This window comes from Streptomyces sp. NPDC002092, assembly GCF_053593775.1.
Genome location: NZ_JBSFDG010000013.1, coordinates 157475 through 183150, shown reverse-complemented (window position 1 = coordinate 183150; position 25676 = coordinate 157475). Strand labels below are relative to the sequence as shown.

The following is a 25676-nucleotide window of genomic DNA, read 5'->3' as shown; positions in this document are numbered from 1 at the left end:
GGTGATGCGCCTCCGTTTCGCGGGAGCCGGGAGCGGGAGCCTGCCGGGGGTGCCCGGCCGCTCTCACCAGGGTCACGCGGGTGGATGGTGCCCGGATTGGATGTTTCGGAACTCCTGCGCCAGCCAGGCGCTGGGTGTGCAGGAGGCCAGGGCGGCGAACTCGCGGTCGAGGTGGGACTGGTCCGCATAGCCGCAGTCGGCGGCCAGGCCCGCGAGGTCCGGCGGGCCAGGGCGGGCGGCCAGACGGCGTCGTGCCAGGTCGAAGCGGATGACCCGGGCGGCAGCCTTGGGGGTGAGGCCGATGTCGGCGCGGAAGCGGTTGCGCAGATGACGCTCACTGAAGCCGGTGTCGGCGGCCAGCTTGTCGATGCGCAGGCGACCGCCGGCGCACAGCAGCCGCTGCCAGGCCTCCGCCACCGGGGCGATCGTTTCCGCACCGTCGCCTCCGGACATGCGGTGCAGCAGCCAGTCGTCGACGACGGCGAACCGGGCGGCCCAGTCGGGTGCCTCGCGCACCTGGTCGTGCACCTCGTGCACGCCCGCGCCCAGCACGTCGTCGGCGTGGACGTCGGTCCCGGCCAGTTCCCCCGCGGGCAGCCCCAGCAGGACGCGGGCGCCGAGTGGGCTGATCGCGACCTGGATGCCGGACTGCCGCCCGGGGATGTCGATCAGGGCGGGCGTCAGGTGCAGACCGCCCAGCAGGGTGGGGTAGTCGCCGGGGGCGGCGCCCGGGTCGGGATGGGCGGCCATGCTGAGCGGCTCGTCCAGGGTGATGATCAGGGTCAGCCACGGCGAGGGCAGCCCCCGGTGCCGGCCGTGCGGGATGCCGCGCTGACGGTAGCCGGAGTACCAGCCCACCAGTCCGCGCAGCGGCGGCGCGGGCACCGCCCGCACCGCCTCGTCCACCAGCTCACCCATGCGGTCATTGTCCTGCGCCGGGCGCGGACGGCGCTACGGAAGCCCCCACGCCGTGCCGGGCTCGCTCACCGCCACCGGGGCGATGACGAGATCGGGCCGGTTGCCGGTGTACAGCAGGACCTCACGGCCCTTGGGGAGGTCGACGGCGAGGGTGCCGTCGGAGGTGGTGCGGGTGTGCGCCGGGCGGCCGTCGTCGAGAACGGCGGTCAGCCGGCCGTCAGCCAGCCCGTGGCGCAGTCGGAGCGGCTCGCCCGCCAGGCTGCGCACGCGCACGAAGCGGGTGACCCCCTTGGTGCGCACGGCGCTGACCAGGAAGGCACCCTGGGTGCGGAAGTCGTGCAGGGTGACCTCCGGCCAGGAGGACGGGACGGCGGGGAAGACCCGTACGACACCGCCCCAGCTCTGGCACAGCATGTCGTGCAAGGACTGCGACGCCGACAGCGGTGTCTCGATGACCGGACCGGCCTCGGTGTAGTGGGTGTTGGCCCGGCACGGATAGCGGGTGGTGGGGTCGAAGAACTTCTTCAGATACGTCAGTGCCGTGTCACCGCGGCCCATCATCGCGTACATCGACGCGGCGCCCGTGTAGCTGTAGCCGCGGTGCGCGCCGGTCAGGGCGTGCCAGCGCACGACCGTCTTCTCGATCAGCTCCCGCTGCTCCGGCTGGTCCCAGTTGACGAGGTAGAGCGGATAGACCATCAGCAGATGCGAGTAGTGGCGGTGGGACTGGGCGTACGGCGTCTCCGCGCCGATCATGAAGCCGTTCTCGTCGACCGGATACGGCGTCAGTCTGGCCAGTATCTCCTGCCAGCGCTGCTTGAGCGGGTCGTCGATCCCGAGTTGTGCGGTCGCCTCCAGGAGCGTGGTGCAGCCCCAACGGATCAGCGCAAGGTCGTAGTTGGTGTCCCGCGGGGGGACCACCGGGTACTCGGGCGAGAGCGTCGAGGGCAGGTGGAGCCTGCCGTCGTCGCCGGGCTGGAGGAAGTGCCAGTAGTAGTTGATCGTGCGGCGCAGCAGCGGGTGGATGGTGTCGCGCAGCAGGGCCTCGTCCATGGTGTGCCGGTAGCTCAGCCACGCGTTGTGCAGTGCCCAGGTCAGGTCGCCCACCTCGGCGCCGGTGCCGGGCATGCCGACGCCGCGGTCGGCGAACATGTCGGAGCTGCGGCCGATGCCGGCACTGTCCGGGCGGTAGGCGGAGGGGACATTTGCGACCAGCTGCTCCTGGCTCTGCCTCAACGTGCTGACCAGCGAGTCGAGTTCGAGGTGGTTGGAGCCGTGGATGAGCCAGTACTCGAGCTGGACGTTGAGGTTCCACCACACGGCGGGCCACGGCGTCGGTTCCAGCCACGGCCCGGAGGTGGCCATCACGGGGCCGCCCGCGCGGCTTGCCGACGCGACCTTGTACAGCTGGATCCAGTGGAAGCTCTGCAGCCGCTGGTCGGGGATCGAGACGAAGCTCTTGCGGTAGAACGCGTGCCACCAACGGGTGTGCTGGGAGCGGAGCTTGCCGTAGGAGCCGGCGCGCTGGATCTTCCTGAGCGAGACCTCCGCGGCCCGGGTGTCGGAGGGGTGGCTGTGGGCCACGCTGAGCAGGAGGGTGTCGCCGAAGCGGCGGTGGGCCGTCGCGGTCTGGCCGCCGCCGACGAGCGGCTGCAGCACCTGTTCGACATCGCCGGTGGTCTGGGTGGTCCAGGGCGGGTTGGCGACGTACCCCGCGGGCGGCGCCTCCTGGATCTTGCGGGGGCTGACGGCCTCCTCGGGGTGGAAGGTCCAGCGGACCTGCTCCTCGCCGTCCGCCGTCACGCGGGCGGCGAGGATCCCGTCGTGGATGAGCGCGGAGAGCGTCAGGGAGCCCTTGTCCGTGGTGACCGTGCCGGTGAGCTCGGCGTTCCACAGGCTCAGTCGCCAGTCGACGGAGGTGATGGTGCCGGCCGGGTCGAGGGTCAGGTGCCCCACGGGCAGCCGCGCGGTGCCCCAGCCGCTGCCGAACTCCGGCCGGTGGTCCTGCACTTCGCCGTGCTGCACGGTGAAGCGGATGCTGTTCGCGTCCGGCTCCCGGTACACCATGCTGCCCAGGCGCCCGTCGCCGAGGAACGGGCCCTCGTACCAAAGCGCGGGCAGCCGGCGCCACACCAGATCCTGCCCCCGCAGGAAGCCGGCCCACGCGCCGTCGGAGTCCATCCGGTTGCGGAGCTGCCAGCGGCCGTCGGGCGCGGAGGCCTCCGGGGGAGCGGTGGCGGCAGCGGCAACGCCGGGTAAGGCGGCGGCCGTCGTGGCGCCGAGCGCTGAGCCGAGCACGGTTCGTCTAGAGGTCATGGCGGGGTGCCTCCACGATGCGAACGGACGGTTCCTGACGGTTCGATTCATCGGATCTATTTTTCGGAGGAGCGTAGGACTGGTGCACGGTAGGCGTCAACGGTCCCAACGCGTCGGAGATTGATCCGATGTACGGGTGTCCTACGCAGGTTCTGCGACGGCGATGAACCGACCGGCCACCGGCCGGATGCGAACCGACCAGCCCAGCGCGGCGAGGTCGCGCGTCAGCGCCCGGGCATCGTGGAAGACCTTCACAATGCGGTACTCGCTGCCGTCGTCGAGCCGTCGCACCGCCGCCGGGACGGGATGATCCGCGAGGACGTCCTCCGTCGCGGCCTCGGCGGGCCCGTCGTCGATGAAGATCGCTTTGCCGCCCGGAGCGAGTGCTTCGGCGACGGTGCTCAAGAAGCGGGGCAACCGCGCCGGCGGGACATGCGAGAGCCAGAAGGCGAAGAAGACGGTGTCATGGCGCCGCGGCGGCCGCCACTCGAACAGGTCGGCCTCGACGAACTCGACGGTGCGTGCGTCGGTGCGCGCACGGGCGAGCGCCAGTGTCTCGGCCGCCGCGTCGACGGCCGTCACCGAGCGCGCCCGCGTGGCGAGCAGCCGGGTCCACTGGCCCGTTCCGCAGGCCAGTTCCAGCACATCTCCCGCAATCGGCAGACCGTCGATGGAGGCCAGTAGTTCCTGCAGGTCTGCGAGCTGCGCATAGGGCCGGTCGTATTCGGCCGCGCCGGCCCGGTAGTAGGCCAACTGCTCGGCCGGCAGTGCGTCGTCATCCATACCGCCGCGGTCGGCCCTGCCCCTTGGGCAGGGTCAAGGCCGACCGGACATGTGGCGCGGCGCTCAGCGCCCGTCTCAAATCCCCGGCCGTGCGCCCGGGGCCCCATGACGCCGTGCGCTGATCCGGCCTGGGACATGACACAGGCGCTCAGGCGCCGACGTACTCCGCGAGGTGCTCGCCGGTGAGGGTGGAGCGGGCGGCGACCAGGTCGGCCGGGGTGCCCTCGAAGACGATGCGTCCGCCGTCGTGGCCGGCGCCGGGACCGAGGTCGATGATCCAGTCGGCGTGCGCCATGACCGCCTGGTGGTGCTCGATGACGATCACGGACTTGCCGGAGTCCACCAACCGGTCCAGCAGACCGAGGAGTTGCTCGACGTCGGCGAGATGGAGGCCGGTGGTCGGCTCGTCGAGGACGTAGACACCGCCCTTCTCTCCCATGTGCGTGGCCAGCTTCAGGCGCTGGCGCTCACCGCCGGAGAGGGTGGTGAGCGGCTGGCCGAGGGTGAGATAGCCGAGCCCGACGTCCGCGAGACGCTCCAGGACCTTGTGCGCGGCCGGAGTGCGGGCCTCGCCCTCGCCGAAGAACTCCAGGGCCTGGGACACCGGCATCGCGAGCACCTCGGAGATGTCCCGGCCGCCGAGCCGGTACTCGAGGACCGAGGCGTCGAACCGCTTGCCCTCACAGTCCTCGCAGGTGCTGGCGACCCCGGCCATCATCCCCAGGTCGGTGTAGATGACGCCCGCGCCGTTGCACGTGGGGCAGGCGCCCTCGGAGTTGGCGCTGAACAGCGCGGGCTTGACGCCGTTGGCCTTGGCGAACGCCTTGCGGATCGGTTCGAGAAGACCGGTGTACGTCGCCGGGTTGCTGCGCCGCGAACCCCGGATCGGGCTCTGGTCGACCGAGACGACCCCGAGCTCGGCGGGGATCGACCCGTGCACCAGCGAGCTCTTGCCGGACCCCGCGACACCGGTGATCACGGCGAGCACACCGAGCGGGATGTCCACGTCGACGTCCCGCAGGTTGTTCGCCGTGGCGCCGCGGATCTCCAGCGTGCCGGTGGCCTTGCGCAGCCCGTCCTTGAGCTTCGAGCGGTCGTCGAGGTGGCGCCCGGTGACGGTGTCGCTGCCGCGCAGCCCGTCGAGCGTGCCCTCGTAGCAGACGGTGCCGCCCGCCGTGCCGGCGCCGGGGCCGAGGTCGACCACGTGGTCGGCGATCGCGATGACCTCCGGCTTGTGCTCCACGACGAGCACCGTGTTGCCCTTGTCGCGCAGCCGCAGCAGCAGGCCGTTCATCCGCTGGATGTCGTGCGGGTGCAGGCCCGCGGTCGGCTCGTCGAAGACGTAGGTGACGTCGGTGAGCGAGGACCCGAGGTGGCGGATCATCTTCACGCGCTGTGCCTCACCACCGGAGAGTGTGCCGGCGGGCCGGTTCAGCGAGAGGTAGCCGAGACCGATCTCGACGAACGAGTCGAGGGTCTGCTGCAGCGAGGTGAGCAGCGGCGCCACCGACGGCTCCGCGAGTGAGCGCACCCAGTCGGCGAGGTCCCTGATCTCCATCGCGCAGGCGTCCGCGATCGAGATCTTCTTGATCTTCGAGGAGCGGGCGTGCTCGGCGAGCCGGGTGCCCTCGCACTCGGGACAGACGGTGAAGGTGACCGCACGCTCCACGAAGGCCCGCACGTGCGGCTGCATCGCCTCCTTGTCCTTGGACAGCATCGACTTCTGGATGCGCGGGATCAGACCCTCGTAGGTCATGTTGATGCCCGCGATCTTCATCCGGGTCGGCTCCCGGTGCAGCAGGTCGTGCAGCTCCTTCTTGGTGAACTTGCTGATCGGCTTGTCCGGGTCGAAGAAGCCGGACTCCGCGTACAGCCTGGAGTTCCAGCCGCTGCCGGTGTAGCCGGGGATGGTGAACGCGCCCTCGTTGATCGACTTGCTGTCGTCGTAGAGCTGGGTCAGGTCCAGGTCGGAGACCGAGCCGCGGCCCTCGCAGCGCGGGCACATGCCGCCCACCTTGTTGAAGGTGACCTTCTGCTTGGCGCCGCCGCCCACCGAGATCGCACCGGCCGCGGAGACCGAGGGGACGTTGAAGGCGAACGCCCCGGGCGGGCCGACGTAGGGCTTGCCGAGCCGGCTGAAGAGGATCCGCAGCATCGCGTTGGCGTCGGTGGCGGTGCCGACCGTGGAGCGCGGGTCGGCGCCCATCCGCTGCTGGTCGACGCTGATCGCGGTCGTCAGACCGTCCAGGACGTCGACCTCGGGCCGCGACAGGCTGGGCATGAAGCCCTGCACGAAGGCGCTGTAGGTCTCGTTGATCAGGCGCTGCGACTCCGCGGCGATCGTGTCGAAGACCAGCGAGCTCTTGCCCGAGCCGGAGACACCCGTGAACACCGTCAGCCGGCGCTTCGGGATCTCGATGCTGACGTCCTTGAGGTTGTTCTCGCGCGCGCCGTGCACGCGGATCATGTCGTGGCTGTCTGCGGCATGCAGCGCGGACACCTGCGCGTTCGTCCTCTTCGCCGTGGTCATCGTCTCTCCATGGGTCGGGCCGGGCGGGCGCGGCAGTCGTCTTCTGCGGTCACGTTAGCCGCGGCTCACCAGAGCGCGCTTCTCGATTCCTGCTCGGTTCCCGCGCCGGGCGAGCAGCAGGACGCACGTGAGCGCGCCGACCGCCACGGTGGCGAGCCCCGAGCCGCCGAGCGTCGCGCGCGGGCCCAGCGCCGTGGCGAGCGGTCCGCCGAGCGCCGTGCCCAGCGGCGACGCGGTGAGGAGCACCGCGCTGCGGGCCGCGAGCATCGCCGCCAGGTGCTGCGGAGGCGACTTGGCCTGCATCAGCGTCACCGACAGCGCCACGAACGGGCCGTAGATCGCGCCGCCGAGCGTGAAGCACGCGACGGTGACGGCCGTCGGCGCACCGGCCCCGAACGGCACGAGTACGAGCCCCCAGGCCGTCACGATGCCGACCGTCACGGGCCACAGCGGCAGCCGCTGCAGGGCACCGACCGCCAGCGAGCCGAGCACGGCCCCGAGGCCGAACAGCATCCAGTACAGACCGAGCAGGGTGCCGGGTGCGTGCAGGTCCTCGGTCACATGCAGCGGCAGGGCGACCTCGACCGGGCCGTACAGGAAGTTGAAGAACCAGGTGAGCGCCAGCAGTCCCAGCAGCTCGGGACGGGACCGCAACAGAGCGAGCCCGCCGCGGGCGGCCGTCCCGTCGACGGGGGAGACCTGCCTCGACTCCGGCACTCGGGTGCGTACGACGAGCACGGCGAGGAACACATAGGTGAGCGCGTCCAGGCCCAGTACGAGCGCCGAACTCCCATAGGTCACCAGCACTCCGGCGAGCGCGGGCCCGGCGATCGTGGCGGCGAATTCGAGCGAGCCGACAAGGGTGTTCGCGGCCAGCCGCTGCTCGTCCGGCAGCAGTTCGGCGAGCAGGGTGTACTTGCCCGCGCTGCCCCAGGCGTGCAGCAGTGACGAGACCGCGAGCAGCGCGACGTACAGCCATGGTGTAAGGAGCCCGGCGAGCCAGGCGACCGGCACGGCCCCGATGAACACCCCGCGCACCACGCTGTCGGCGATCAGCAGCCGCCTGGCCGGCACCCGGCGCAGCCTGCGGCCGAGCAGCAGCGCTCCGAGCACCCCCGGCAGGGTGTAAGCGGCGACCGCGCCGCCCACCCACAGCCCCGCACCGGCCTGCGGCGCGAGCTCGATGGCGAGCCACGCCACCGCGACGAAGCTCATGCCGTCGCCGAGGCAGGAGACCGCGAAGCCGAGGAACAGCCGCCGGAACAGCCGGTGGGCCAGGACCGGCCGGTACGTGGAAGGAACGAGGCGTCGGATCACCCCGCTCACGCTAGGTGTGGCCGAGGGGATGGCGCTTCTCGATTCCTGATCGCTCTGTATGCGACGCCTGGTGAACAGCCGTCGGCGTCCCTCCGTACCCCTGTGGTACGCCCGTCCGTCCGGGGCGGGGCCGAACCGGCGCCGAGATGGAGACGCACGTGTTGCCGCACCCCCCGCGAGGACGCACGGTACGCATCCCGCCCACGACCCGGCTCGTACGCGGCGCGACACTGGCCGGCAGCCTGGCGCTCCTTCCGCTGGCCGTGGCCTGCGGCGGGGGAGAGGACGACGCCTACGAACGCTCCAGGGCGAGCAGGACGGCGGTGACCGCCGCCCCGGAGGCGGGAGTTGTGGCACCGGCGAAGGTGGAGGTCATCGCCGAACTGACCGGCTGCAGGGCCAGGATCCGGGTGGAGGCGGAGGAACTGCGCCAGGGGGTCTGCCACACGAAGAAGGCCGACTACCTCATCACCACCTTCCCCCAGGACGAGTTCCAGCAGGTCTGGCTGGACAGCGCCGCCATGTACGGGGGCAAGTACCTCGTGGGGACCCGCTGGGTGGTCGGCGCGCAGCCGAAGATGCTGGAGCGGCTCCGGCCCAGGCTCGGCGGGACCATCAGGCAACTGGGCGTGGCGGGCCCGGCACCACGGCCGCGTGCCTCGTGAGCCGGGTCCTCTAGCGGGCGGCGGACGGCGTCCCGAACCGGACCGAGACGCCCGGCGAACAGAGCACGCTGACCGGCGCCTCCGCCATCCGCGGCAGACCGGCCGCCATGATCAACTCGTCGTCCAGGTCGAGCAGTTCGGCCCGGTGCAGCGGCCAGGGCGCATGCTCGTTGGGCAGGTGCACCGTGCGGCCGTGCCAGGGGACGTGCATGCCCCAGCGGGCGGTGAGGAACAGCTCCAGCGCTGTGGGCTGCGCTATGGGCGCGCCGGGCCGCACCACGACCCGGCTTCGGGGGCCGCGGTCCGTGGACCGTCCGCGACGGCAGGTGTAGGTGATCCTGTCGTTCTCGCGGTGCAGCCGCATCGCCGACCACACATAGGGCAGCCGCACGCCCAGCCGCCCCACCAGCACGGGCAGCAGCCGGGTCGCGTCCAGGGAGCGGAACACGACACCGCGGCGGCCCCGCTCGTCCACCGAGTACAGCCGTACGTTCGTCTCGCAGAAGGTTCCCAGGTACGGCAGACCTGGCCCCGGACCGAGGCCCACGCCGCGCATCAGGAACGGCACCAGGCCGACGTAGGTGACCCCGTCGAGCGTGTCCGGGCGGGTCCCGGAAGGCAGCAGCGGAGCCACCCGCTCCGGCTCGACCGGCCAGTGCAGGAAGGTCAGTTCGTGCCAGCCCTGCACCAGCGTCGGCCTGCGCACCGGCCGCGGGGTCGAGGGGGTGACCGGTTCGATCTCCATGCTCGGCCTTCCAGCACGCGGGCAGCGGCCCGGCTGCTCGAACGGGCCCGGGTTCGCCGGCGTTGTGCGCCACGGCACAGTCATCGCTGCCGGTCCGGCGCGGCGGCGGTGCTGTGCCTGACGACCAGGCTGGTCGGGACGAGATCGGTGCCGGGCTTGGAGTCGCCGCGGGTGCGGATCTGCTGGAGGGCGTCCTGGACGCAGCGGCGGCCGACCTCCGCGAAGTCCTGGTGGACCGTGGTCAGGGGCGGCACGAAGAAGGCGGCGTCGGGGATGTCGTCGAAGCCGACGACGCTGATGTCCGCGGGCACCCTCAGACCGCGCTCGTGGAAGGCGCGCAGCAGGCCCAGCGCCATCTGGTCGTTGGCGGCGAACACGGCGGTGCAGTCAGGCTGTTCGGCGAGCGTGAGCCCTGCCGCGTAGCCCGACTCGGCCGACCAGTCGCCGTGCAGGGGCGGCGGCACCGGGCGCCCCGCCTCCTCGAGGACCGTGCGCCAGGCCTGGGTGCGGCGCTGCCCGGCGAAGGACGTCTCCGGGCCGGTCACGTGCCAGACGGTGCGGTGGCCCAGTTCGAGCAGGTGACTGACGGCCTTGCGGGTGCCGTCGGCCTGGTCGGTGTCGACCACGCTGTAGCGGTCACCGGCGTCGGAGTCCACCACGACGACATGCACGCCGGGCGGTAGCTGGACGGTGCCGGTGTCCAGCAGATGGATCTCCATGATGACGATGACGGCGTCGACGGCCAGCTCTCCCATGCGGGTGAAGGCGCCCAGGACGTTGTCCTGGGTGGGGACGTCGATGGGGATCAGGGTGATTGCGTACCCCTCGGCCGCGGCATGCGTGGCGATCGCCTCCACGGTGCGGCTGTTGCCCGTGGAGGACAGGCTGAAGAGGATCACGCCGATGGTGTTGAACTGGCCGTAGCGCAGGGCGCGCGCCGCGCTGTTGGGCCGGTAGCCCAGGTCCCGCATGGCCGAGAGCACCTGCTCCCGGGTCGAACTGATCACCCCGGGATAGCCGTTGGAGACCCGCGAGACCGTCTGGGAGGACACGCCCGCGAGCTTGGCGACGTCGGCCATGGAGACCCGCTGCTTGCGGCGTCCGCCGGGGACGCCGGTGCTGCCCCGTTCCACCACTGGTGCCTCCCTCGGGTGCCCCGACCTGTTGCGCGACGCACCGGATGTTACGCGTGAGGAGCCTTGACGGCCGCTGAGGCGGATGCCACGATTCCGGCGCCGCCGAGTTTACGTAAACATCCGCTGCGACGACAGCACATGTTTACGTAAACATGCGGGGTGCCGAGCCGACCTCCTGAAAGGCCACGTCGATGCGCAAGACCCCCACCCACCGCCTCGCTCCCCGGCTGCGCGCCGCCTGTGTGGCGGTCGCGATCGCCGCGGTCAGCGGCGCGACCCTCACCGGCAGCCCCGCCTCCGCCGCACCGAAGACGGACACCACCCAGTTCAAGGGCGTCAACTGGGCCGACCCGCGTGACAACTACGCCAACGACCCCGTGGTCCTGTCCGGCCTGTCGCTCTCCGACACCTACGCCCAGACGTACACCAAGGCGAGCCGGGTCATCTCCGCGTTCCGCGCCAACCTCGGTGCCAACACCGTCCGCCTGCCCATCAACCCGTACACCGTCAACGGCTCCTACTGGAAGTCGTACCGCGGAGTGATCGACGCGGCGACGGACAAGGGCTTCAAGGTGATCCTGTCGTACTGGGAGGGGACGGGCGCGCAGAAGGACGGCTTCATCGACGACGAGGCCACCTACTGGCCGATGTGGAACACCGTCGTCAAGGCCTACAAGGGCAATTCGAAGGTCTACTTCGAGCCGATGAACGAGCCGCACGGCTACACCGACACCCAGTGGGCCGACATCGCCGCCAAGTGGCTGTCGACATACGGATCCGTCCCGCGGGGCCGCGTCTTCGTCAGCGGCGCCGGCTACAACGACCACGTCACCTCGGTCTGCGCCGACCCGCGGCTGAAGGGCACCTACCTGTCGCTGCACCACTACGGCTTCTGGAAGTCGTACGCCACCTACGACCAGTGGACCGCCGACCTCAAGGAGCGCATCGGCGACTGCGCGAGCCGTACGGTCATCGACGAGTTCGGCGCCCCGATGACCACCGGCCTGAACTACGACAAGCCGGCGCCCGACGACAACTACGTCAACTTCATCCAGGCCGAGACCGACACCGCCCGCGAGCTGAAGATGGGCTCGGTGTACTGGCCGGGCCTGCGCACCGACGACACCTACTCGATACAGAAGCTCGTCGGCGACGCCTCCCGCCCCTGGCTTGCGACCACCAACCAGTCCGGCGCCGACCGTCTCGCCTGGGCCTGGGGACGCGGCCGGCCCGTCCAGCACTGACCCGCGCCACAGCCGCCGGACGGCCCCGGAGCCACTGGGCCCGGGGCCGTCCGGTCTCTCCGAAACGTCACCGCTACGGCTTGATGCCCACCCCGGTCCAGAGGCTGACCTCGGCGTCCGTGGCGCCGGAGTCGCCGTCCGGGCGCCAGCGGTGGCCGACCGCGATTCCGGGGTCGAGCAGATCCAGTCCGCTGAAGAACTTGGCGACGTCGTCCTTCGAGCGGAACTGCACCGGCGTGCCCGCATTGGTGTAGATGTCGGTGACCTTCTGCCAGGTGGCCGGGTCGAAGTCGGGCGTGCAGTGGCTCAGGGCCAGTGCGCTGCCCGAGGGGAGGACGGCCAGCAGACGGTCCACGATGCCGTACGGGTCCTGCGCGTCCGTCACGAAGTGCATCAGGGCGTTGAGGGACAGGGCCACAGGCTGATTCAGGTCCAGGACCTCGGCCAGCGCGGAGGAGTTCAGCAGCGCGGCCGGGTCGTTGACATCCGCCTCGATGTACGTGGTGCGGCCCTGGGCCGTGCTGCGCATCAGACGCTCGGCGTACTTGAGGACGAGCGGGTCGTTGTCCGCGTAGACCACCCTGGCCTCGGGGACCACGGACTGGGCCACCTGGTGCAGGTTCGGCTCGGTGGGGATGCCGGTGCCGATGTCCAGCCACTGGCGGATGCCGTGCTCCTGGGCGAGCACGCGAGTGGCGCGATGCATGAACGCCCTGTTCTCACGGGCGCACACGAAGATCGCCGGATAGACCGAGGCGACGGTCTCCGCGGCCAGCTTGTCGACCTCGAAGTGGTCCTTGCCGCCGAGGTAGTAGTCGTACATCCGGGCGGAGTGGGGCCTGCTGGTGTCGATGTCCCGCGCGGCGTGCGAGTTGGTCATGCTGTCCCTTTCGGTGGACGTGGGGGGTACAGGGCCGTCAGATGATCGGCGAGACCTCGTTTGACTCCCGCGACGAACGCGGTGATCTCCTCCGGGGTGTAGATCAGCGCGGGGCCCGCGGGGTCGGTCGACTGCCGCAGGGCCACCCGGCCGTCGGCGAGCTGTTTCGTCTGCACGCACTGGCCCCCGTTGGGGCCGCTCCACGGAGACTCCCAGCCCTGTTCGCCGAGGTCCGTCGCGGGCATGCCGTTGTAGACGCCTTGGACAACGCTGTCGGCGCTGGTCATGAGTACTCCTTTCGCATGCGGTTCAGGAGCGCCCTGCTGTCCGTGTCCGAGGTCAGCAGGGACATGCGGTTGTGCGCCTCGAGATGGGCCGCGACGTCCGAGCGCTGGTCCAGGTACATGGCGCCGGAGAGGATCTCGCTGTAGACGATGTCGGGCAGCTCGGGCTCCTTGAACCGGAAGTAGGTGAAGGGGGCACACGCTCCGACGTGGGCGCCCGCGGAGAACGGCACGACGTCGACGCTGACGTGCTCCAGTTCCGAGGCCTCCAGGAGCCGGTCGATCTGCTCCCGCATCACCTCGGGGCCGCCCACCACCCGGTGCAGCACCGTCTCTTCGAGTACCACCCACAGCGTGGGCGCATCGGGTCTCTCCAGCAGGCCCTGCCGGCGCAGCCGCAGATCCACCCGCCGCTCCAGGTCCTCCTCGCTGCCGCCCGGGAAGCCGCCGCGCAGCACCTCGCGCGCGTAGTCGTGGGTCTGCAGCAGCCCGGTCACATAGTGCGGTTCGTAGGTGCGCAGCGTCGTCGCCCCGGACTCAAGGCTCACATAGCCGCTGAACCAGCTCGGCAGCACATCGCGGTACACATGCCACCAGCCGGGCTCGTTGGCCCGCTCGGCGAGGGCGACGAACTCGTCGATCTCCTGCCGGTCGGCCCCGTACGTCTCCAGCAGCTTGTCCACGTACAGGGGCTTGAGGCCGACCTCCGCCTTCTCCAGGCGGCGGATGGTCAAGGACGTCACCCGCAGGGCCCTGGCCGCCTCGTCCAGCGTCAGACCCGCATCCTGGCGCCGCTCCTGCAGCCGCCGGCCGAGGATCATGCGGAGAACGGTGGGTGCGCTGGGGCTGTTGCCCGCGCCCGACCGACCTTCGTTCACCACGCACTACCTCCTGAGTCGCCGTCACCGCGACGCCGCCGGAAGCGACTTGACGATGCGGACGGACAGATACCGGCTCCATGAAATTATCAGGCAGCTGGTTGCAGCTTGAACTGCCCTGTGAGCATAGTTACTTGCGTGAATCGTCTCGACGGTCACTGCGCGCCCCGCTCCCCACGGAAGGCAACTGCGTGTCCCCCCACACGACTTCCTCCCCGCAGCTCTTAGACGCCCCGAACCAGGAGCGCACCCACTGGCTCGAACTGCCGCCGCACCGCTCCAGCATCAAGGTCGCCCGCCGCTCCATCGGCGCGCGGCTGAGCGCCTGGCGGCTGCCGGGCGACCTGTGCGCGGACGCCGTCCTGCTCGTGTCCGAACTGGCCACCAACGCCGTACGGCACACGCTCAGCGCCCGGATCCTGTGCGGCATCGGGCTCATCACCGACCAGTGCCTGCGCCTCGAGGTGCACGACCACGACCGCAGCGACCGCGCCCTGCCCCGGTGCGAGCCGTGCCCCGACGACGAGAGCGGCCGCGGACTGCTCATCGTGGAGGCGGTCGCGGACAGCTGGGGAGTCGACCGGTCCAGACTCACCGGCGGCAACGCCGTGTGGGCGCACCTGACGGCCTGAGAGCTTGCCGGGGAAGGGCGTTCAGCCCTTCTGGGGGGTCAGCTCGGCGAGCAGCAGGGTGCGGTCGTCGGCGGCGGCCGCGGCGGAAGGGGTGCTCAGCAGCCGTCGGCACAGGGACTGCAGCGGGTCCTGCTCGCGGGCGGCCGCGGACTCGACGGCCGCCGCGTCCAGGGCGCGCGCGAGGCGGACGATCTCCTGGTCGATGTCGGCGTCCCGGGACTCGACCAGGCCGTCGCTGTAGAGCACGAGCAGAGCAGGTTCGTCCACGGTCAGCACGGTCGCCTCGTAGCTGCCCGTGCCCAGGCCCAGGGGCAGGCCCGGGCCGGTGAGCGCGACCGGCGCGGTCCGGCCGTCGGGGCCGCGCAGCAGCGGGGGCGGGTGACCGGCCCCCACCAGCGTGCAGGTGTGCCGCCGGGCGTCCCACTCGGCGTACATGCAGGTGGCGAACGATGCTCCCGGGGTGTCGCAGGCGAGCGCGTCGAGGCGGCGTATGAGATCGGCCGGCGGGATGTCGAGGGTGGCCAGGGTGCGGACGGCGGTGCGCAGCTGGATCATGGCGACGGCGGACTCCGGGCCGTGCCCCATGGCGTCCCCGACGACCAGACTGACCCGGTCACCGGGCCGTCTCAGCACGTCGAACCAGTCACCGCCGATGATGTTGCCCTGCCCGGCGGGCAGGCAGCCGTGGGCGATGCGGCAGCCCTCGACCTCCTGTGCCGTGCCGGGCAGCAGGCTGTTCCGGATGGCCAGGGCGGTACGGCGCTCGCGCTCGTAGCGGCGCGCGTTGTCCAGGGCCGTGGCGGCCCGAGCGGCCAGCGCCTCCGCGGCCACGACGTCCGCGGGCCGGAAGGGAGCCCGGTCCGGGCCGCGCGAGCAGGCCACGAAGCCGACCGCGGTGCCCCGCAGCTGCAGCGGGACGACGACGAAGGACGACACGCGCAGCAGATCGTCGATCCGCGCGTCGCCGCCACCGGAGGCAATCAGCCGCTGGGAGGTGTGCGGGTCGATCGTGTCGAGCAACTGCGCGTGCCCGGCGGCGAGCGCACGCGCATACGGCGTCTCGCGCGGGAAGACGATCACTTCGCCGACCGGCAGCACGCCCGCCCAGTCCTCCGCCGCGTCCGTGCCGATGCGCAGCGCCAGACGGCGCGCCTCTATCTGGGGCGGGTCCGCGACGGCGTACGCGTTCTCGTCGCGCAGCCAGCGCTCCAGCAGATAGAGCGAGGCCGCGTCGCAGAAGCCGGGGGTCAGCGCGTGCACGACATGGCTGCCGGTCAGCCCCAGGTCGAGTTCCGAACCGATGGCGTCGGCGGCGGGGGAGAAGGCCGACCGGCGGGGCGAGGGCAGTGCGGCGGGGGGTACGTCGGTGCGGCTGCGCGGTTCGTTCCGCAGGGGTCGTGCCTTTCCGGGTGTGGGGCTCCGGGCGCACGGCGATGAGGGTGGCTCGCCGTGTGTCGTCGGCAACTATATGATGTCGCGTCAAGGCCTTTGGTCGGAAAGGGAGTTGTGGTGCTCGACAACGAACGGATTCCGCCGGGGACCGATCCCGACAAGGCAAGTGTGGCCCGTATGTACGACGCCATGCTGGGCGGGCAGCACAACTTCGCCATAGACCGGGAAGCGGTGGCGGCCGTCACGGGCATCGATCCCCAGGTCCGCACGCTGGCCCGCGCCAACCGCGCCTTCCTCGGACGGGCCGTGCGACACCTGGTCGACGCCGGGGTACGACAGTTCATCGACCTCGGCTCCGGAATCCCCACCCAGGGCAATGTGCACGAGGTGGCCCAGGCGGCGAGCCCCGGGGCCCGGGTGGTCTACGTGGACAAGGACCCGGTGGCCGTGGCCCACAGCACCTCCCTGCTCGCGGACAACCCGGACGCGGACATCGTCGACGCCGACATCCGCCGGCCGGCCGACGTCCTGGCCGCCCCGAAGCTGCGCAAACTGATCGACTTCGAGCAGCCCGTCGCCGTCCTGATGGTCGCGATCCTGCACTTCGTGACACCCGAGGAGGACCCGGCAGGCATCGTCGCCGCCTTCCGGGACGCCCTGCCCGAGGGCAGCTGGCTGGCACTGACCCATGCCACGAACGAGCACCGCCCGGACACGGCCGCCGCCGTGAGCAAGCTGTACAGCGCCAGGGCCACCTCCCCGGTCACCGCCCGCTCCCACGACGAGATCCACGACCTGTTCACCGGCTTCGACCTGGTGGAGCCGGGCCTGGTCCACGTACCCCTGTGGCGCCCCGACCCCGGCGACCCGATCCCGGACAAGCCGTCGGAGTACTGGGTGTATGCGGGAGTCGGCCGCAAGGCCGCGTAGCCGGGCCGCAGCGACCGGGGTACCAGCCGCCGCGCGCTGTCGATCCGGCGGTCCCTCGTTCGTGTAGAGGGTGAGAGGCCGGCACCGGGCCGGCCCGAGCCCAGGGCTGTGAGAACGATGACCCACGTATCCACGCTGCTCACCGGACGGGGCCTGGTCGAGTCACCCCGCTGGCACGGCGACCGGCTGTACTTCTCCGACTGGACCGCCGGCGAGGTCCTCTCCGTCGACCGGGACGGCCGCACCGAGGTCGTCGCGAAGGTGCCGTCGCTGCCCCTGTGCACCGCCTGGCTGCCCGACGGCCCACTGCTGATCGTCTCGTCCGCGGAGGGCCGGCTGCTGCGCCGCGAGCCCGACGGCAGCCTGGTCGAGTACGCGGATCTCGGCGTCCCGGGCTGGAACGACATCGTGACGGACGGCCGCGGCAACACCTACGTCAACCGCGCCGACTTCGACCCGATGGCGGGAGAGGACGTCAAACCCGGCTCCGTCCACCTGGCTGCGCCCGACGGCTCGGTCCGCGAGGTGGCCGACGACATCGCCTTTCCCAACGGCATGGCGGTGACCGCCGACGACACCACCCTGATCGTCGCCGACTCCTACCGCCGCCGGCTGCTCGCCTTCGACATCGAGGCCGACGGCACCCTGTCGCACCGGCGCGTCTGGGCCGACCTGGGCGAGGGCGTCCCGGACGGCATCTGCATCGACGCGGAGAACGCCGTCTGGTACGCGGACGTGCCCAACCGGCGGTGCGTGCGCGTCGCGGGAGGCGGCACCGTCCTGCAGACCGTGCCCCTTGACCGCGGAGCCTTCGCCTGCGTGCTCGGCGGACCCGACCGCAGCACGCTGTTCATCACCGCGGCCCGCTGGCAGGGCATGACCGAGACCGAGATGGTGGCACCCGGAACCGGGCAGGTGCTCGCGGTGCGCGTCGAGGTGCCGGGAGCAGGACGGCCGTAGCAGCATGCCGCCCCTGCCTCACAGGAACGGCGTGCCCGCATCGAGTCCCGACAGGACCCGGCCGTAGATCTCCGGATCGGTCGCCTGCCGTTGACGACATGGCCGTCGGCCGTGGCGACCGCGGTGGCCGGGATCAGGGCGTGAAAGCCGGCGAGCTGCACGCGGCGGCGATCTCGGTCAGCGTGTCGACCTCGGTGCGCGGCCGGGTCTGACAGCCGCCGGCAAAAGGTCCGTCAGCCACTGCCCATCCGGTCCGCCAGACAGGCGAGGTAGAGGGCCATGGTGGTGAGGTGTTCGCGCAGCGGCCGGCCGGTGATCTGCTCGATCTTCTTCATGCGGTGGACGACGCTGTTGCGGTGGATGTGCAGGGCGGCGGAGGCCCGTGTGAGGTTGAATCCGCTCTCGCACCAGGCGGTGATCGTGCCGCGGAGCGCCGGCCAGTCCGGCTGGGCGCGCAGATCCGCGGTGGTGAGGTCGACCAGGCGGTTGCGGCCATGAAGGAGTGGTTCGCTCTCTCCCCGGACTCCGCCCTTGACTGGTCACCCCTTGCGCGGGAGGCCCTGGCGTTCGTCGACGGGCAGCGGAAAGGCCCCGGCGGCGGCTGAGGGCCGTCGCGAGCGGGCACACGTTCGTCTCCGGTCGCGCAGCGTTCCCGCGAGGACAGGGCGAGGTGGGCGGTGTGCCCTCGAACCACACGCCGTCGCGGTCGGCTTGGGCTGGGAGGCTGGGATGGGGGAGTCCTCGTCCGCGATGAGGGATCCCGAGCCGAAGGGGACACCCCCGTACGACTGCCCGGTGGGGACCGTGTGCACCGTGCTCGGTGTCGCCCCGCGGATCGTCGGTGTCTGTGGCGATCTCCATGCGGGGCACGGCGGCCGAAACTCAGCCCTTCGGCCGTCGGCCACTCCGCCGGGGTGCCGGCTCGGCGCCGTTGAGGAGGGACTGGCGGCGCTCCTCGCCGTTCTCCTCCACCTGGATCACCACGCGCCGCAGACCCTGCGCCAGGGTCCGGCACTCCTCGTCCGTCAACCGGCCGGTGACGAAGGCCTCTTCCTCGTTGAAGGCCGGGAACAGCCGCTGCATCAGCTGCTCGCCCTCTTCGGTGAGGCTGAGCAGCACAAGCCGGCCGTCCGTCGGGTGGCCGGCCCGCCTGACGAGTCCGCGCGACTCCAGGGTGCGCGACACCCCGGTCAGCGTCCCCTTGGAGATGCCCGCTTCCTCGGCCACGTGCCGGGTCTCCGACTCGCCCCACACCCATACGACCCACAGCACGACGAACGCCGTCCAGGTCAGGTCGGAGCCGCGCAGCACCGAGTTCTCCACGTGCTGGCGCACGGCGGAGGCCGCCCGGTAGATGTTGGCCACGGCGGCCATCTGGTCCCGTCGTACCGGGATGCCGCCGAGTTTCGCCGCGGCGAGCTTCTCGGCTTCGGTGATGGATCGCTGGCCGGGCACGGGCGCTCCCTCGCACTTCATTGACCGTTCGGACTCAAATTGTACGAAGAGAATGACGAAGCGAGTCACATGGCGAGCCACACGGAGAATCACGCAGAGAATCGCGAAGGGTGTCAGCGTTCGTGGACGATGCGACCGTCGAACACCGTCAGGTCCACCTCTGCGTCCGTGATCTCGTGCGGATCCAGGCCCAGCAACGGCCGGTCCAGGACGCACAGATCCGCGACCTTGCCGGCCTCGACCGTCCCCTTCCACTCCTCCGCGAAATCCTGCCGGGCCGCGTTGACCGTGTACGCCCGCAGGGCCTCGGCGAGGCCCACGCACTGCTCAGGGCCGCTGCGCCGGCCGCTCGCCTTCGACTCCCGCAGCATCATCGCGGCCGCTCCCTGCCGCCAGTCGGGCTCGGTGATCGGTGCGTCCGAACTGGCGCAGACCGCGATCCCGGCCTCGACGGCGGACCGTACGGGCCACTGGTAGGCGGACCGCTCGGGCCCGACGACCTCGTCCATCAGGTCGGAGATCGTCCACTTGATGGCGGGGTTCATGTTGATTCCGTAGCCGTGCGCGGCGAGCTTGGCGAGGCTGGCGGCGCTGATGAAGTCGCCGTGGATGACGTAGTGGCGGGCGTCGGGCCGGGGCGCGGCCTCGTTGGCGGCTACGAAGGCGTCCACGACCGTGTCGATGGCGCGGTCACCGGTGACGTGCACGCCCAGCTGGAAGCCCGCCTCATGGGCGGTGCGAATCATCTCGCGCAGTTCGTCGACCTGGATCGCGGGGGTCTCGCCGTGCACGCACAGCGCGCCGTGGCCGCCGTCGGTGTACGGCTCCTTCATCCAGGCCGTACGGTTCGGTGGCACCCCGTCGGCGAAGATCTTGACGCCGATGGCGCGCAGGAGACGCGGGTCGGCCGACTCCGGGCGCCGCAGCTCCGCCAGGCCCTTGCGTACGTCGTCGGCGCAGCCGCCCATCGGCGCGGGCAGCAGCAGGACGCTGACCCGGGCGCGGACCGGAGTCGAGCAGGTTGGATTCGCCCGGACCCAGTCGGCCTGAAGCATGTGCGGGCGGGGCGGGTTGGCTTGTGGCTGGGTCGTGTGCGGGTGGGGCGGGCTCCTTCGGGCCGGAGTGGACCGGGTGGGACACGGCCGGGTCGTGTGCCGCCGACAGGAGGGCCGACTCAGTCATTTCGGGGCCGGTCAGTTCGCCGGTGATCCGGCCGGCGGAGACGATCAGGCAGCGGTCGGCCAGTGCGACGACCTCCTCGGGGTCGCTGGACGCGAACAGGACGGCCGTGCCCCGCTGTTCGGCGAGTGTGGGAAACGGGCCCGTCACGGCGGGCGTCCGGTGGTGCCGAACAGAAAAGCCCCGGGCCTGTTCGCCCCGCCATCCGTACAAATACCGACTCTCCGAGCGCCCACTGCCCACCTGCGGGAAACCGGTCACGCACAACGGCGAACGGCTTGTCCTGCGCGCTCGCCCCACTTACCGTTAGGGCCCAAACAATCCTCGGGTCACCAGAGCCCTCGGGAGGCTCGCATGCTCACCCACCAGCAGATCGCCGCCGCGACCCGCATCGGCATGCTCACCCGCGAACGCGACACGGCCACCGCATGCGACCAGGCGCTGCAGGAGCTCGGCCGGGCCCTCCCCTTCGACGCCGTCACCCTGCTCGGCATCGACCCCCTCTCCGGGGAACATGTGCAGATCGCCGGTGTCGGCTACACCGCCGAGACCTCGCAGGCGCTGGCCGCCGAGTTCGTCTCGACCCCGTGGTACCGCAATGTCGTAGAGCAGGAGCTGCCCCGCTCCGTCTCCGAGGACGCCGACGATCCAGGACTCCGGTTCCGGCACGGCTGGTTCTACGCCGAGCGGGTCCGGCCGGCCGGATTCCGTGACGGACTGACCGGGCCGCTGCGCCACGAGGGTCGGCTCGTCGGCCTGATCCACCTGTCCACCGAGGGGGCCGACGCCTACGACACCGAGGCGCGGCACCTGCTCGCCTCGATCCTCCCGGCACTGGGCGTCCTCACCGACCCCACAGCTCACGCCGACGGCATCGGCAGCCTGCCGCCGGGCGCGGTGGCGAACCTCGTCACCGCCGACGGGGTGATCGACCTGCCGGGCCGGGCGCCCGCCGGATCGTTGCAGGACCCGGATTTCGCCCTGCTCGTCGAGGTGTTCGTGCTGTCCGGCGGGCTGCGGTCGCGGATGCTGTGGCCGCTCGGGTCCGGCTGGTGCCGGGTCGTGCTGCACCGCTGCACGGTGGGGCCGGGTGCCGCCCGCAACGCGGTCCTGGTGCACGAGGAGCGCGCCCCACTGCCGTACGGCCTCAGCCCCCGCGAGCTGGAGGTTCTCACCCGGGCCGTCAGGGGCCGGACCGACCAGGCCATCGCGCAGGCCCTGTTCCTCTCGCCGCGCACGGTGCACAGCCACGTCGAGCACCTGCTGCGCAAGACCCGCTGCGCCTCGCGCGCCGAGGCCACGGCGCTCGCCGTACGCGACGGCGTGCTGCGGCCCACCCCCGACGACCTGGAGTACTTCGTGGAACGGGCGCCCGCCGCCCGGGAGGAGCGAGAGAACCGATGACGGCCCGTACGCCCCGCATGCTGCTCGTCCTCAGCGAGAACTGGACCCTGACAGGCAGCCGCGCCGATCTGCCCACGGCCGTACGGTGGGCCCGCGAGGCCGAGGACGCCGGCTTCGACTCGGTCATGGTCAGCGAACACATCGTGCTCGGACCGGACGCGGGCGCCGACGGCGTCATGGGCAACCCCCGCGACTACGCCCTCCCGGGCAACCAGGACCCGTACACCCCTTGGCCGAACTCGCTGCTGCTGCTCGCCGCCATTGCCTCCGTCACCGAGCGCCTGCGGCTGGCCGCCGCGGCCGTACTGGCCCCGTTGCGTCATCCGCTGCTCATGGCACGGGAGTTGGGCACCCTCGACCTGATCAGCGAGGGCCGGCTGGTGGTGCAGCCGACGGTCAGCTGGAGCAAGGACGAGTATGACGCGCTGGGGGTGCCCTTCGGCACGCGGGGGCGGCTGCTCGACGAACACCTGGAGGTCTGGGCCAAGGCCTGGGGGCCGTCCCCGATCTCGCACGAGAGCGCGCACTACCCCTTCCGGGACGTCTACTTCGAGCCCAAGGCATACCGTCCGGAGGGTCCGCGGCTGTGGTTCGGCGGACAGCGACTGCACGGGCCCGTGCTGCGCCGACTCGTCCGGTACGGCCACGGTTTCCACCCGCTGGGTCGGGCCACACCGCAGGACCTGCAGTTGCTCAAGGATGCGATGGCTGCCGCAGGCCGGGACGCCGCCGAACTGGAGATGATCGGCGGCACCCATGCCGTCTTCCCCGACGAGCACTCGCCGGCGGACCTCGGCGCAGCTCTCGCGTCGATCCCCGAGCAGCTCGAGCAGGGCTTCACGACGTTCTGCATCAAGCCGAACCAGTTCATCGACGACCCGGACGGGGTCGGAGCGTTCTGCCGTGACGTGATGCGCCGGGTCTCGTGACGTGTACTTGGCACAGTGGGACCGTGTCGGATCCGGCTTGTCAATGGCGGTCGGCGCCTGCCGGTCATGACCTGCGTTTGAGGACGACGTAACCGTACGCGGCGTCGTCGATCACATAACGGACGTCGGGGTGCAGCTGATGGGCGTACGCCTGGACGTCTCCGACCCACTTGCCGGTGTTGTTCAGGGCGATGTAGTCGGGGGTGATGCCCCGGGTGGCGCCGATCCAGAAGACACGGCAGCGGGAGGTGAGACGGCTGCTGGGGCCGATGTCGGCCTCGACCGTGGCACCGTCCGGGATGCGGTCCAGGGCGCGTTCGATGCGGGGGACGCCCTCGGGGGTGTCGTAGGTGGCGGATTCCGTCAGCGTGGACAGCGGGAGGGCGGTCGTGAGGGCCAGGGCGGCTGCGGCGACCGCCGCGGGCATGTGCTGGGCGTACGAACGCAGCCAGGGCCGGGAGCTCACCCGTGCCCGGGCGAGCGCGTCGACGAGGGCCAGCGCGACGACCGGCATCAGCACCGCGCTGTAGTGCCAGCCGGTGCCCCAGTAGTGGTCGTCGGCGGAGTAGAAGCGCCAGCCCAGGGTGGGCAGTGCCACGACGAACAGCGGGGAACGCAGGGCGAGCAGACCGCTGGTGGGGATCAACAGCCAGGCCAGGGTGCGGAGTTTGATGTCCGTGCCGTCGAAGAGGGTGAAGCCGCTGTCGACCTTGGTCCAGTACTCGTACCCGCCACTGGTGTTGAAGGAGGGGATGACGACGGTGAGGGTGACGAGGGTGGCCGCGATACCCAGGACCGCCACTGCGAGGGCGTACGCGAGCGGGCGCGGGGAGCGGCGCCAGCGCAGGGCGACGACCAGCGCGATGGCCGCCACCGTCAGGCCCAGGTCCTCCTTGACCAGCACCAGCGGCAGCGCCCACCACAGCGCGGTCCGCCACCTGCGGGCCAGCAGCGCCTCCAGGCTGAAGGCGATCAGGGGTACGGCGAAGCAGACTTCGTGGAAGTCGAAGTCGACGGCCCGTTGCAGACCCCAGGACAGCCCGTACGCGAGGCCGAGGACGAGCCCGTGCGGCCGTCCCAGCAGCCTTGAGGCCGCACGGGTCACCGGCACGGCCGACAGCGCGAAGAGCGCGGCCTGGGCGAGGAGCAGCGTGACGGGGGAGGGGAAGAGCCGGTAGACGGGGGCGAGCAGAGCGAGCACCGGGCTGAAGTGATCGCCCAGGATGTTGAACCCGGGCCCCTTCAGATCGACGACCGGCGCCTCCAGATGGGCGTAGGCGCGGACCGCCTGCTCGAAGATGCCGAGGTCCCAGGACCGGGTCGCCAGATGCTCGTACCGGAGGATGGACAGGATCGCGTACGCGGCGAACAGGGCGGCCGCCAGGAAGCAGGGATCGCGGCGGCCGGGCGGACAGCGCCGGTCACGCGGGGGAGGCGCGACCGGCGCCGGTATGGACTTGTCGGGGAGGAGCGAAGTGGGCGGGTCCTGCTGGGTGTCGGGCACGGTGGGGGGCGTCCTTACGTGCCGGCAACGGATCATCCGCCGTGGGCACTCGATGACTACGTCATCTGCTGTGACCGTGTTCCCCGGCTCGCGGTTCACCCGCTGAGACGTAGATCACTTGCTGCTGCGGCGGGCGATACCGGCGCTGCGCCTGTCTCGACGGGGCTCATACGGCTTGGGCAGGCGCATGCCCCGGTCGGCCATGATCTGCCGTACATGGTTGGGGTAGTTGGTGATGATGCCGTCGACGCCCATGTCCATCAGCGCTTTCACGGTGTCCGGATCGTCACAGGTCCACGGGATGACCTTCAGGCCCCGTGCGTGGGCCTCCTCGACCATCGTCCGGTCGGAGTAGAAACGGAAGTCAGGGTCGCCGACCTTTCCGGTCTGCGGGAAGCCGTAGTTGGGGGAGAGGGCCCTGACGCCGGGGACGGTGGCGGCCGCCTTCACGAAGTCGCCGCCGTAGTCGTCGGCGTCGATCCCGCCGAGCCACGGGGAGGCGCCCGGCCGGCCGACCTGGAGGAAGTCGTAGTTGGTGAGCGCGACGAGGGGCCACCTCGGGGCCAGTTCGTGCATCGCCTTCAGCGCGCCCCAGTCGAAGGACTCGATGGTGACCTGGCGCTCGATGCCCGAGCGGTGGATCTCCTCGTAGACCCGGCGCACGAACAGCGCGCGGGGCGCGGTCTGTTCGGGGGCGCCCGCCTCGACCTTGGTCTCGATGTTCAGCTTGAGCTGCCCCGCGTGATAGCTCCGGACCAGGTTCAGGACGTCCTTCAGCTCGACCATCCGGAACCCCTTGACCACCTCCTGCTCGGGGAAACCGGGCAGTTGCCGGTAGCCGCAGTCCATGGTCTTGATCTGGGCCAGCGTGAGGTCCTTGATGTACTTCCCGACGTACGGATACATCGGGTCGCCCGGCGTGACGGGAGCGGTGTCACGGCACTTCTGGGCGCTGACCTGCCGGTCGTGGTTGACGACGACCTTCTCGTCCTTGGTGATCTGGGTGTCCAGTTCCAGGGTGGACACCCCAAGACGCATCGCTTTGCCGAATCCCTCCAGGGACTCCTCGGTCGTCATGCCGATGCCGCCGCGGTGGGCCTGCAGATCGAAGCGCGTCTTCCCGGGCGGCACGAGGGAGCCGTCGTACGTCGTCGCATGAGCCGCCGCCGGCAAGGCGAGCAGGGGACCAGCGCCAGGGCGGCGAGGGTGTGTCTTGCGGACATCGAAACCTCACTGGGGTCGGTTCGGGCCACTGAACGACGCTAGTTGGAGACCGGCCCGGCGAAACGGCCCGCACACGAGGACGGCGTGAAATGTACGTGCCCGGCGAGGACCACCTCTTCTGCTGCCGTTTTGTAGCGGCAGGCACTCTTGACAACATGCGTACTGTTTCGCGACGTTTGATCCTCGGCGGACAGTTCGGAACCCGAGGATCGAGCGCGGAACGACCATGTACACGGCCGGGAACCGGCTGATACTCAAAGAACGTGGTAGGACGCGGACAGTGCGCCGCGGGGGGACGTCACGGGGGGAGCGGTCGCGGATGCGATCAATGAACAGGGGTCCACACGCTCTACCGGCCTGCCCTGCGGCCG

Annotated in this window: 21 protein-coding genes and 2 pseudogenes; 7 read left to right on the top strand and 16 right to left on the bottom strand. The window is 70.9% G+C overall.

Annotated elements, in window-relative coordinates:
- Positions 1–72: 72 nt before the first annotated feature.
- From ACWCRD_RS29025 to ACWCRD_RS29005, 5 genes are all read right to left on the bottom strand, one after another.
- Entirely contained in the window at positions 73–918 is an 846-nt protein-coding gene (locus ACWCRD_RS29025; RefSeq protein WP_450968708.1) for a helix-turn-helix domain-containing protein, read from the bottom strand.
- A gap of 33 nt (positions 919–951) precedes the next feature.
- Positions 952–3234: a glycosyl hydrolase family 95 catalytic domain-containing protein gene (locus ACWCRD_RS29020; protein ID WP_450968707.1), complete on the bottom strand. Its 2283-nt coding sequence runs from the start codon at positions 3232–3234 to the stop codon at positions 952–954.
- Positions 3235–3375: 141 nt separating this feature from the next.
- Positions 3376–4017, bottom strand: a complete 642-nt coding sequence (locus ACWCRD_RS29015) for a class I SAM-dependent methyltransferase (RefSeq protein WP_450968706.1) — start codon at positions 4015–4017, stop codon at positions 3376–3378.
- A gap of 148 nt (positions 4018–4165) precedes the next feature.
- A complete protein-coding gene (locus tag ACWCRD_RS29010) occupies positions 4166–6547 on the bottom strand; it encodes an ATP-binding cassette domain-containing protein (protein ID WP_450968705.1) in 2382 nt (793 codons plus the stop codon).
- 54 nt (positions 6548–6601) lie between these two features.
- On the bottom strand, positions 6602–7864 hold the full coding sequence (locus ACWCRD_RS29005) for an MFS transporter (RefSeq protein WP_450968704.1): 1263 nt from the start codon (positions 7862–7864) through the stop codon (positions 6602–6604).
- 161 nt (positions 7865–8025) lie between these two features.
- On the opposite strand from ACWCRD_RS29005, the gene ACWCRD_RS29000 reads away from it, so the two are divergent.
- Positions 8026–8529 carry a hypothetical protein gene (locus tag ACWCRD_RS29000; protein ID WP_450968825.1) on the top strand — a complete coding sequence of 168 codons (504 nt, stop codon included), beginning with the start codon at positions 8026–8028 and terminating at the stop codon, positions 8527–8529.
- A gap of 10 nt (positions 8530–8539) precedes the next feature.
- Here ACWCRD_RS29000 and ACWCRD_RS28995 read toward each other — a convergent pair whose 3' ends face one another.
- Together ACWCRD_RS28995 and ACWCRD_RS28990 are read right to left on the bottom strand one after the other, a co-directional pair.
- Positions 8540–9274 (bottom strand): YqjF family protein, encoded by a 735-nt coding sequence (locus ACWCRD_RS28995; RefSeq protein WP_450968703.1) that lies wholly within the window; start codon positions 9272–9274, stop codon positions 8540–8542.
- Positions 9275–9354: 80 nt separating this feature from the next.
- Positions 9355–10410 (bottom strand): LacI family DNA-binding transcriptional regulator, encoded by a 1056-nt coding sequence (locus ACWCRD_RS28990; RefSeq protein WP_450968702.1) that lies wholly within the window; start codon positions 10408–10410, stop codon positions 9355–9357.
- 191 nt (positions 10411–10601) lie between these two features.
- Between ACWCRD_RS28990 and ACWCRD_RS28985 the strand changes: the two genes are divergently transcribed.
- A complete protein-coding gene (locus tag ACWCRD_RS28985; RefSeq protein ID WP_450968701.1) occupies positions 10602–11654 on the top strand; it encodes a glycoside hydrolase family 5 protein in 1053 nt (350 codons plus the stop codon).
- A 73-nt stretch (positions 11655–11727) separates the two neighbouring features.
- Here ACWCRD_RS28985 and ACWCRD_RS28980 read toward each other — a convergent pair whose 3' ends face one another.
- The 3 genes from ACWCRD_RS28980 to ACWCRD_RS28970 are packed head-to-tail and all read right to left on the bottom strand — an operon-like array spanning position 11728 to position 13696.
- A complete protein-coding gene (locus ACWCRD_RS28980; protein ID WP_450968700.1) occupies positions 11728–12534 on the bottom strand; it encodes an SAM-dependent methyltransferase in 807 nt (268 codons plus the stop codon).
- Positions 12531–12821 (bottom strand): DUF397 domain-containing protein, encoded by a 291-nt coding sequence (locus ACWCRD_RS28975; protein WP_450968699.1) that lies wholly within the window; start codon positions 12819–12821, stop codon positions 12531–12533. The genes ACWCRD_RS28980 and ACWCRD_RS28975 overlap by 4 nt, the downstream gene beginning before the upstream one ends.
- Entirely contained in the window at positions 12818–13696 is an 879-nt protein-coding gene (locus ACWCRD_RS28970; protein ID WP_450968824.1) for a helix-turn-helix domain-containing protein, read from the bottom strand. The genes ACWCRD_RS28975 and ACWCRD_RS28970 overlap by 4 nt, the downstream gene beginning before the upstream one ends.
- 191 nt (positions 13697–13887) lie before the next feature.
- Here ACWCRD_RS28970 and ACWCRD_RS28965 point away from each other — a divergent pair, with 191 nt between their 5' ends.
- Complete coding sequence (locus ACWCRD_RS28965) at positions 13888–14328, top strand: ATP-binding protein (RefSeq protein WP_344398716.1); 441 nt, start codon at positions 13888–13890, stop codon at positions 14326–14328.
- A gap of 21 nt (positions 14329–14349) precedes the next feature.
- Here the strand turns inward: ACWCRD_RS28965 and ACWCRD_RS28960 are convergent, their stop codons facing one another.
- Entirely contained in the window at positions 14350–15792 is a 1443-nt protein-coding gene (locus ACWCRD_RS28960) for a PP2C family protein-serine/threonine phosphatase (RefSeq protein WP_450968698.1), read from the bottom strand.
- Between the two features lie 45 nt (positions 15793–15837).
- Here ACWCRD_RS28960 and ACWCRD_RS28955 point away from each other — a divergent pair, with 45 nt between their 5' ends.
- Positions 15838–16650 (top strand): SAM-dependent methyltransferase, encoded by an 813-nt coding sequence (locus tag ACWCRD_RS28955; RefSeq protein WP_450968697.1) that lies wholly within the window; start codon positions 15838–15840, stop codon positions 16648–16650.
- 117 nt (positions 16651–16767) lie between these two features.
- On the top strand, positions 16768–17610 hold the full coding sequence (locus tag ACWCRD_RS28950) for an SMP-30/gluconolactonase/LRE family protein (protein ID WP_450968696.1): 843 nt from the start codon (positions 16768–16770) through the stop codon (positions 17608–17610).
- 233 nt (positions 17611–17843) lie between these two features.
- On the opposite strand, the gene ACWCRD_RS28945 is transcribed toward ACWCRD_RS28950, so the two are convergent.
- The 3 genes and pseudogenes from ACWCRD_RS28945 to ACWCRD_RS28935 all read right to left on the bottom strand — a co-directional run.
- On the bottom strand, positions 17844–18029 hold the full coding sequence (locus ACWCRD_RS28945) for a PucR family transcriptional regulator (RefSeq protein WP_450968823.1): 186 nt from the start codon (positions 18027–18029) through the stop codon (positions 17844–17846).
- A 463-nt stretch (positions 18030–18492) separates the two neighbouring features.
- Positions 18493–19065: a MarR family winged helix-turn-helix transcriptional regulator gene (locus tag ACWCRD_RS28940; RefSeq protein WP_450968695.1), complete on the bottom strand. Its 573-nt coding sequence runs from the start codon at positions 19063–19065 to the stop codon at positions 18493–18495.
- A gap of 113 nt (positions 19066–19178) precedes the next feature.
- Positions 19179–20072: pseudogene (locus ACWCRD_RS28935) on the bottom strand (amidohydrolase); the annotation flags it as partial.
- Positions 20073–20598: 526 nt separating this feature from the next.
- Here ACWCRD_RS28935 and ACWCRD_RS28930 point away from each other — a divergent pair.
- Positions 20599–21648, top strand: coding sequence for a LuxR C-terminal-related transcriptional regulator (locus tag ACWCRD_RS28930; protein ID WP_450968694.1), 1050 nt, complete (start codon positions 20599–20601; stop codon positions 21646–21648).
- Positions 21645–22577 carry a TIGR03619 family F420-dependent LLM class oxidoreductase gene (locus ACWCRD_RS28925; protein WP_450968693.1) on the top strand — a complete coding sequence of 311 codons (933 nt, stop codon included), beginning with the start codon at positions 21645–21647 and terminating at the stop codon, positions 22575–22577. The genes ACWCRD_RS28930 and ACWCRD_RS28925 overlap by 4 nt, the downstream gene beginning before the upstream one ends.
- A 64-nt stretch (positions 22578–22641) precedes the next feature.
- Here ACWCRD_RS28925 and ACWCRD_RS28920 read toward each other — a convergent pair whose 3' ends face one another.
- Positions 22642–24117 carry a DUF2079 domain-containing protein gene (locus tag ACWCRD_RS28920; RefSeq protein ID WP_450968692.1) on the bottom strand — a complete coding sequence of 492 codons (1476 nt, stop codon included), beginning with the start codon at positions 24115–24117 and terminating at the stop codon, positions 22642–22644.
- Between the two features lie 78 nt (positions 24118–24195).
- Positions 24196–25304: pseudogene (locus ACWCRD_RS28915) on the bottom strand (glycerophosphodiester phosphodiesterase family protein).
- Between the last annotated feature and the right edge of the window lie 372 nt (positions 25305–25676).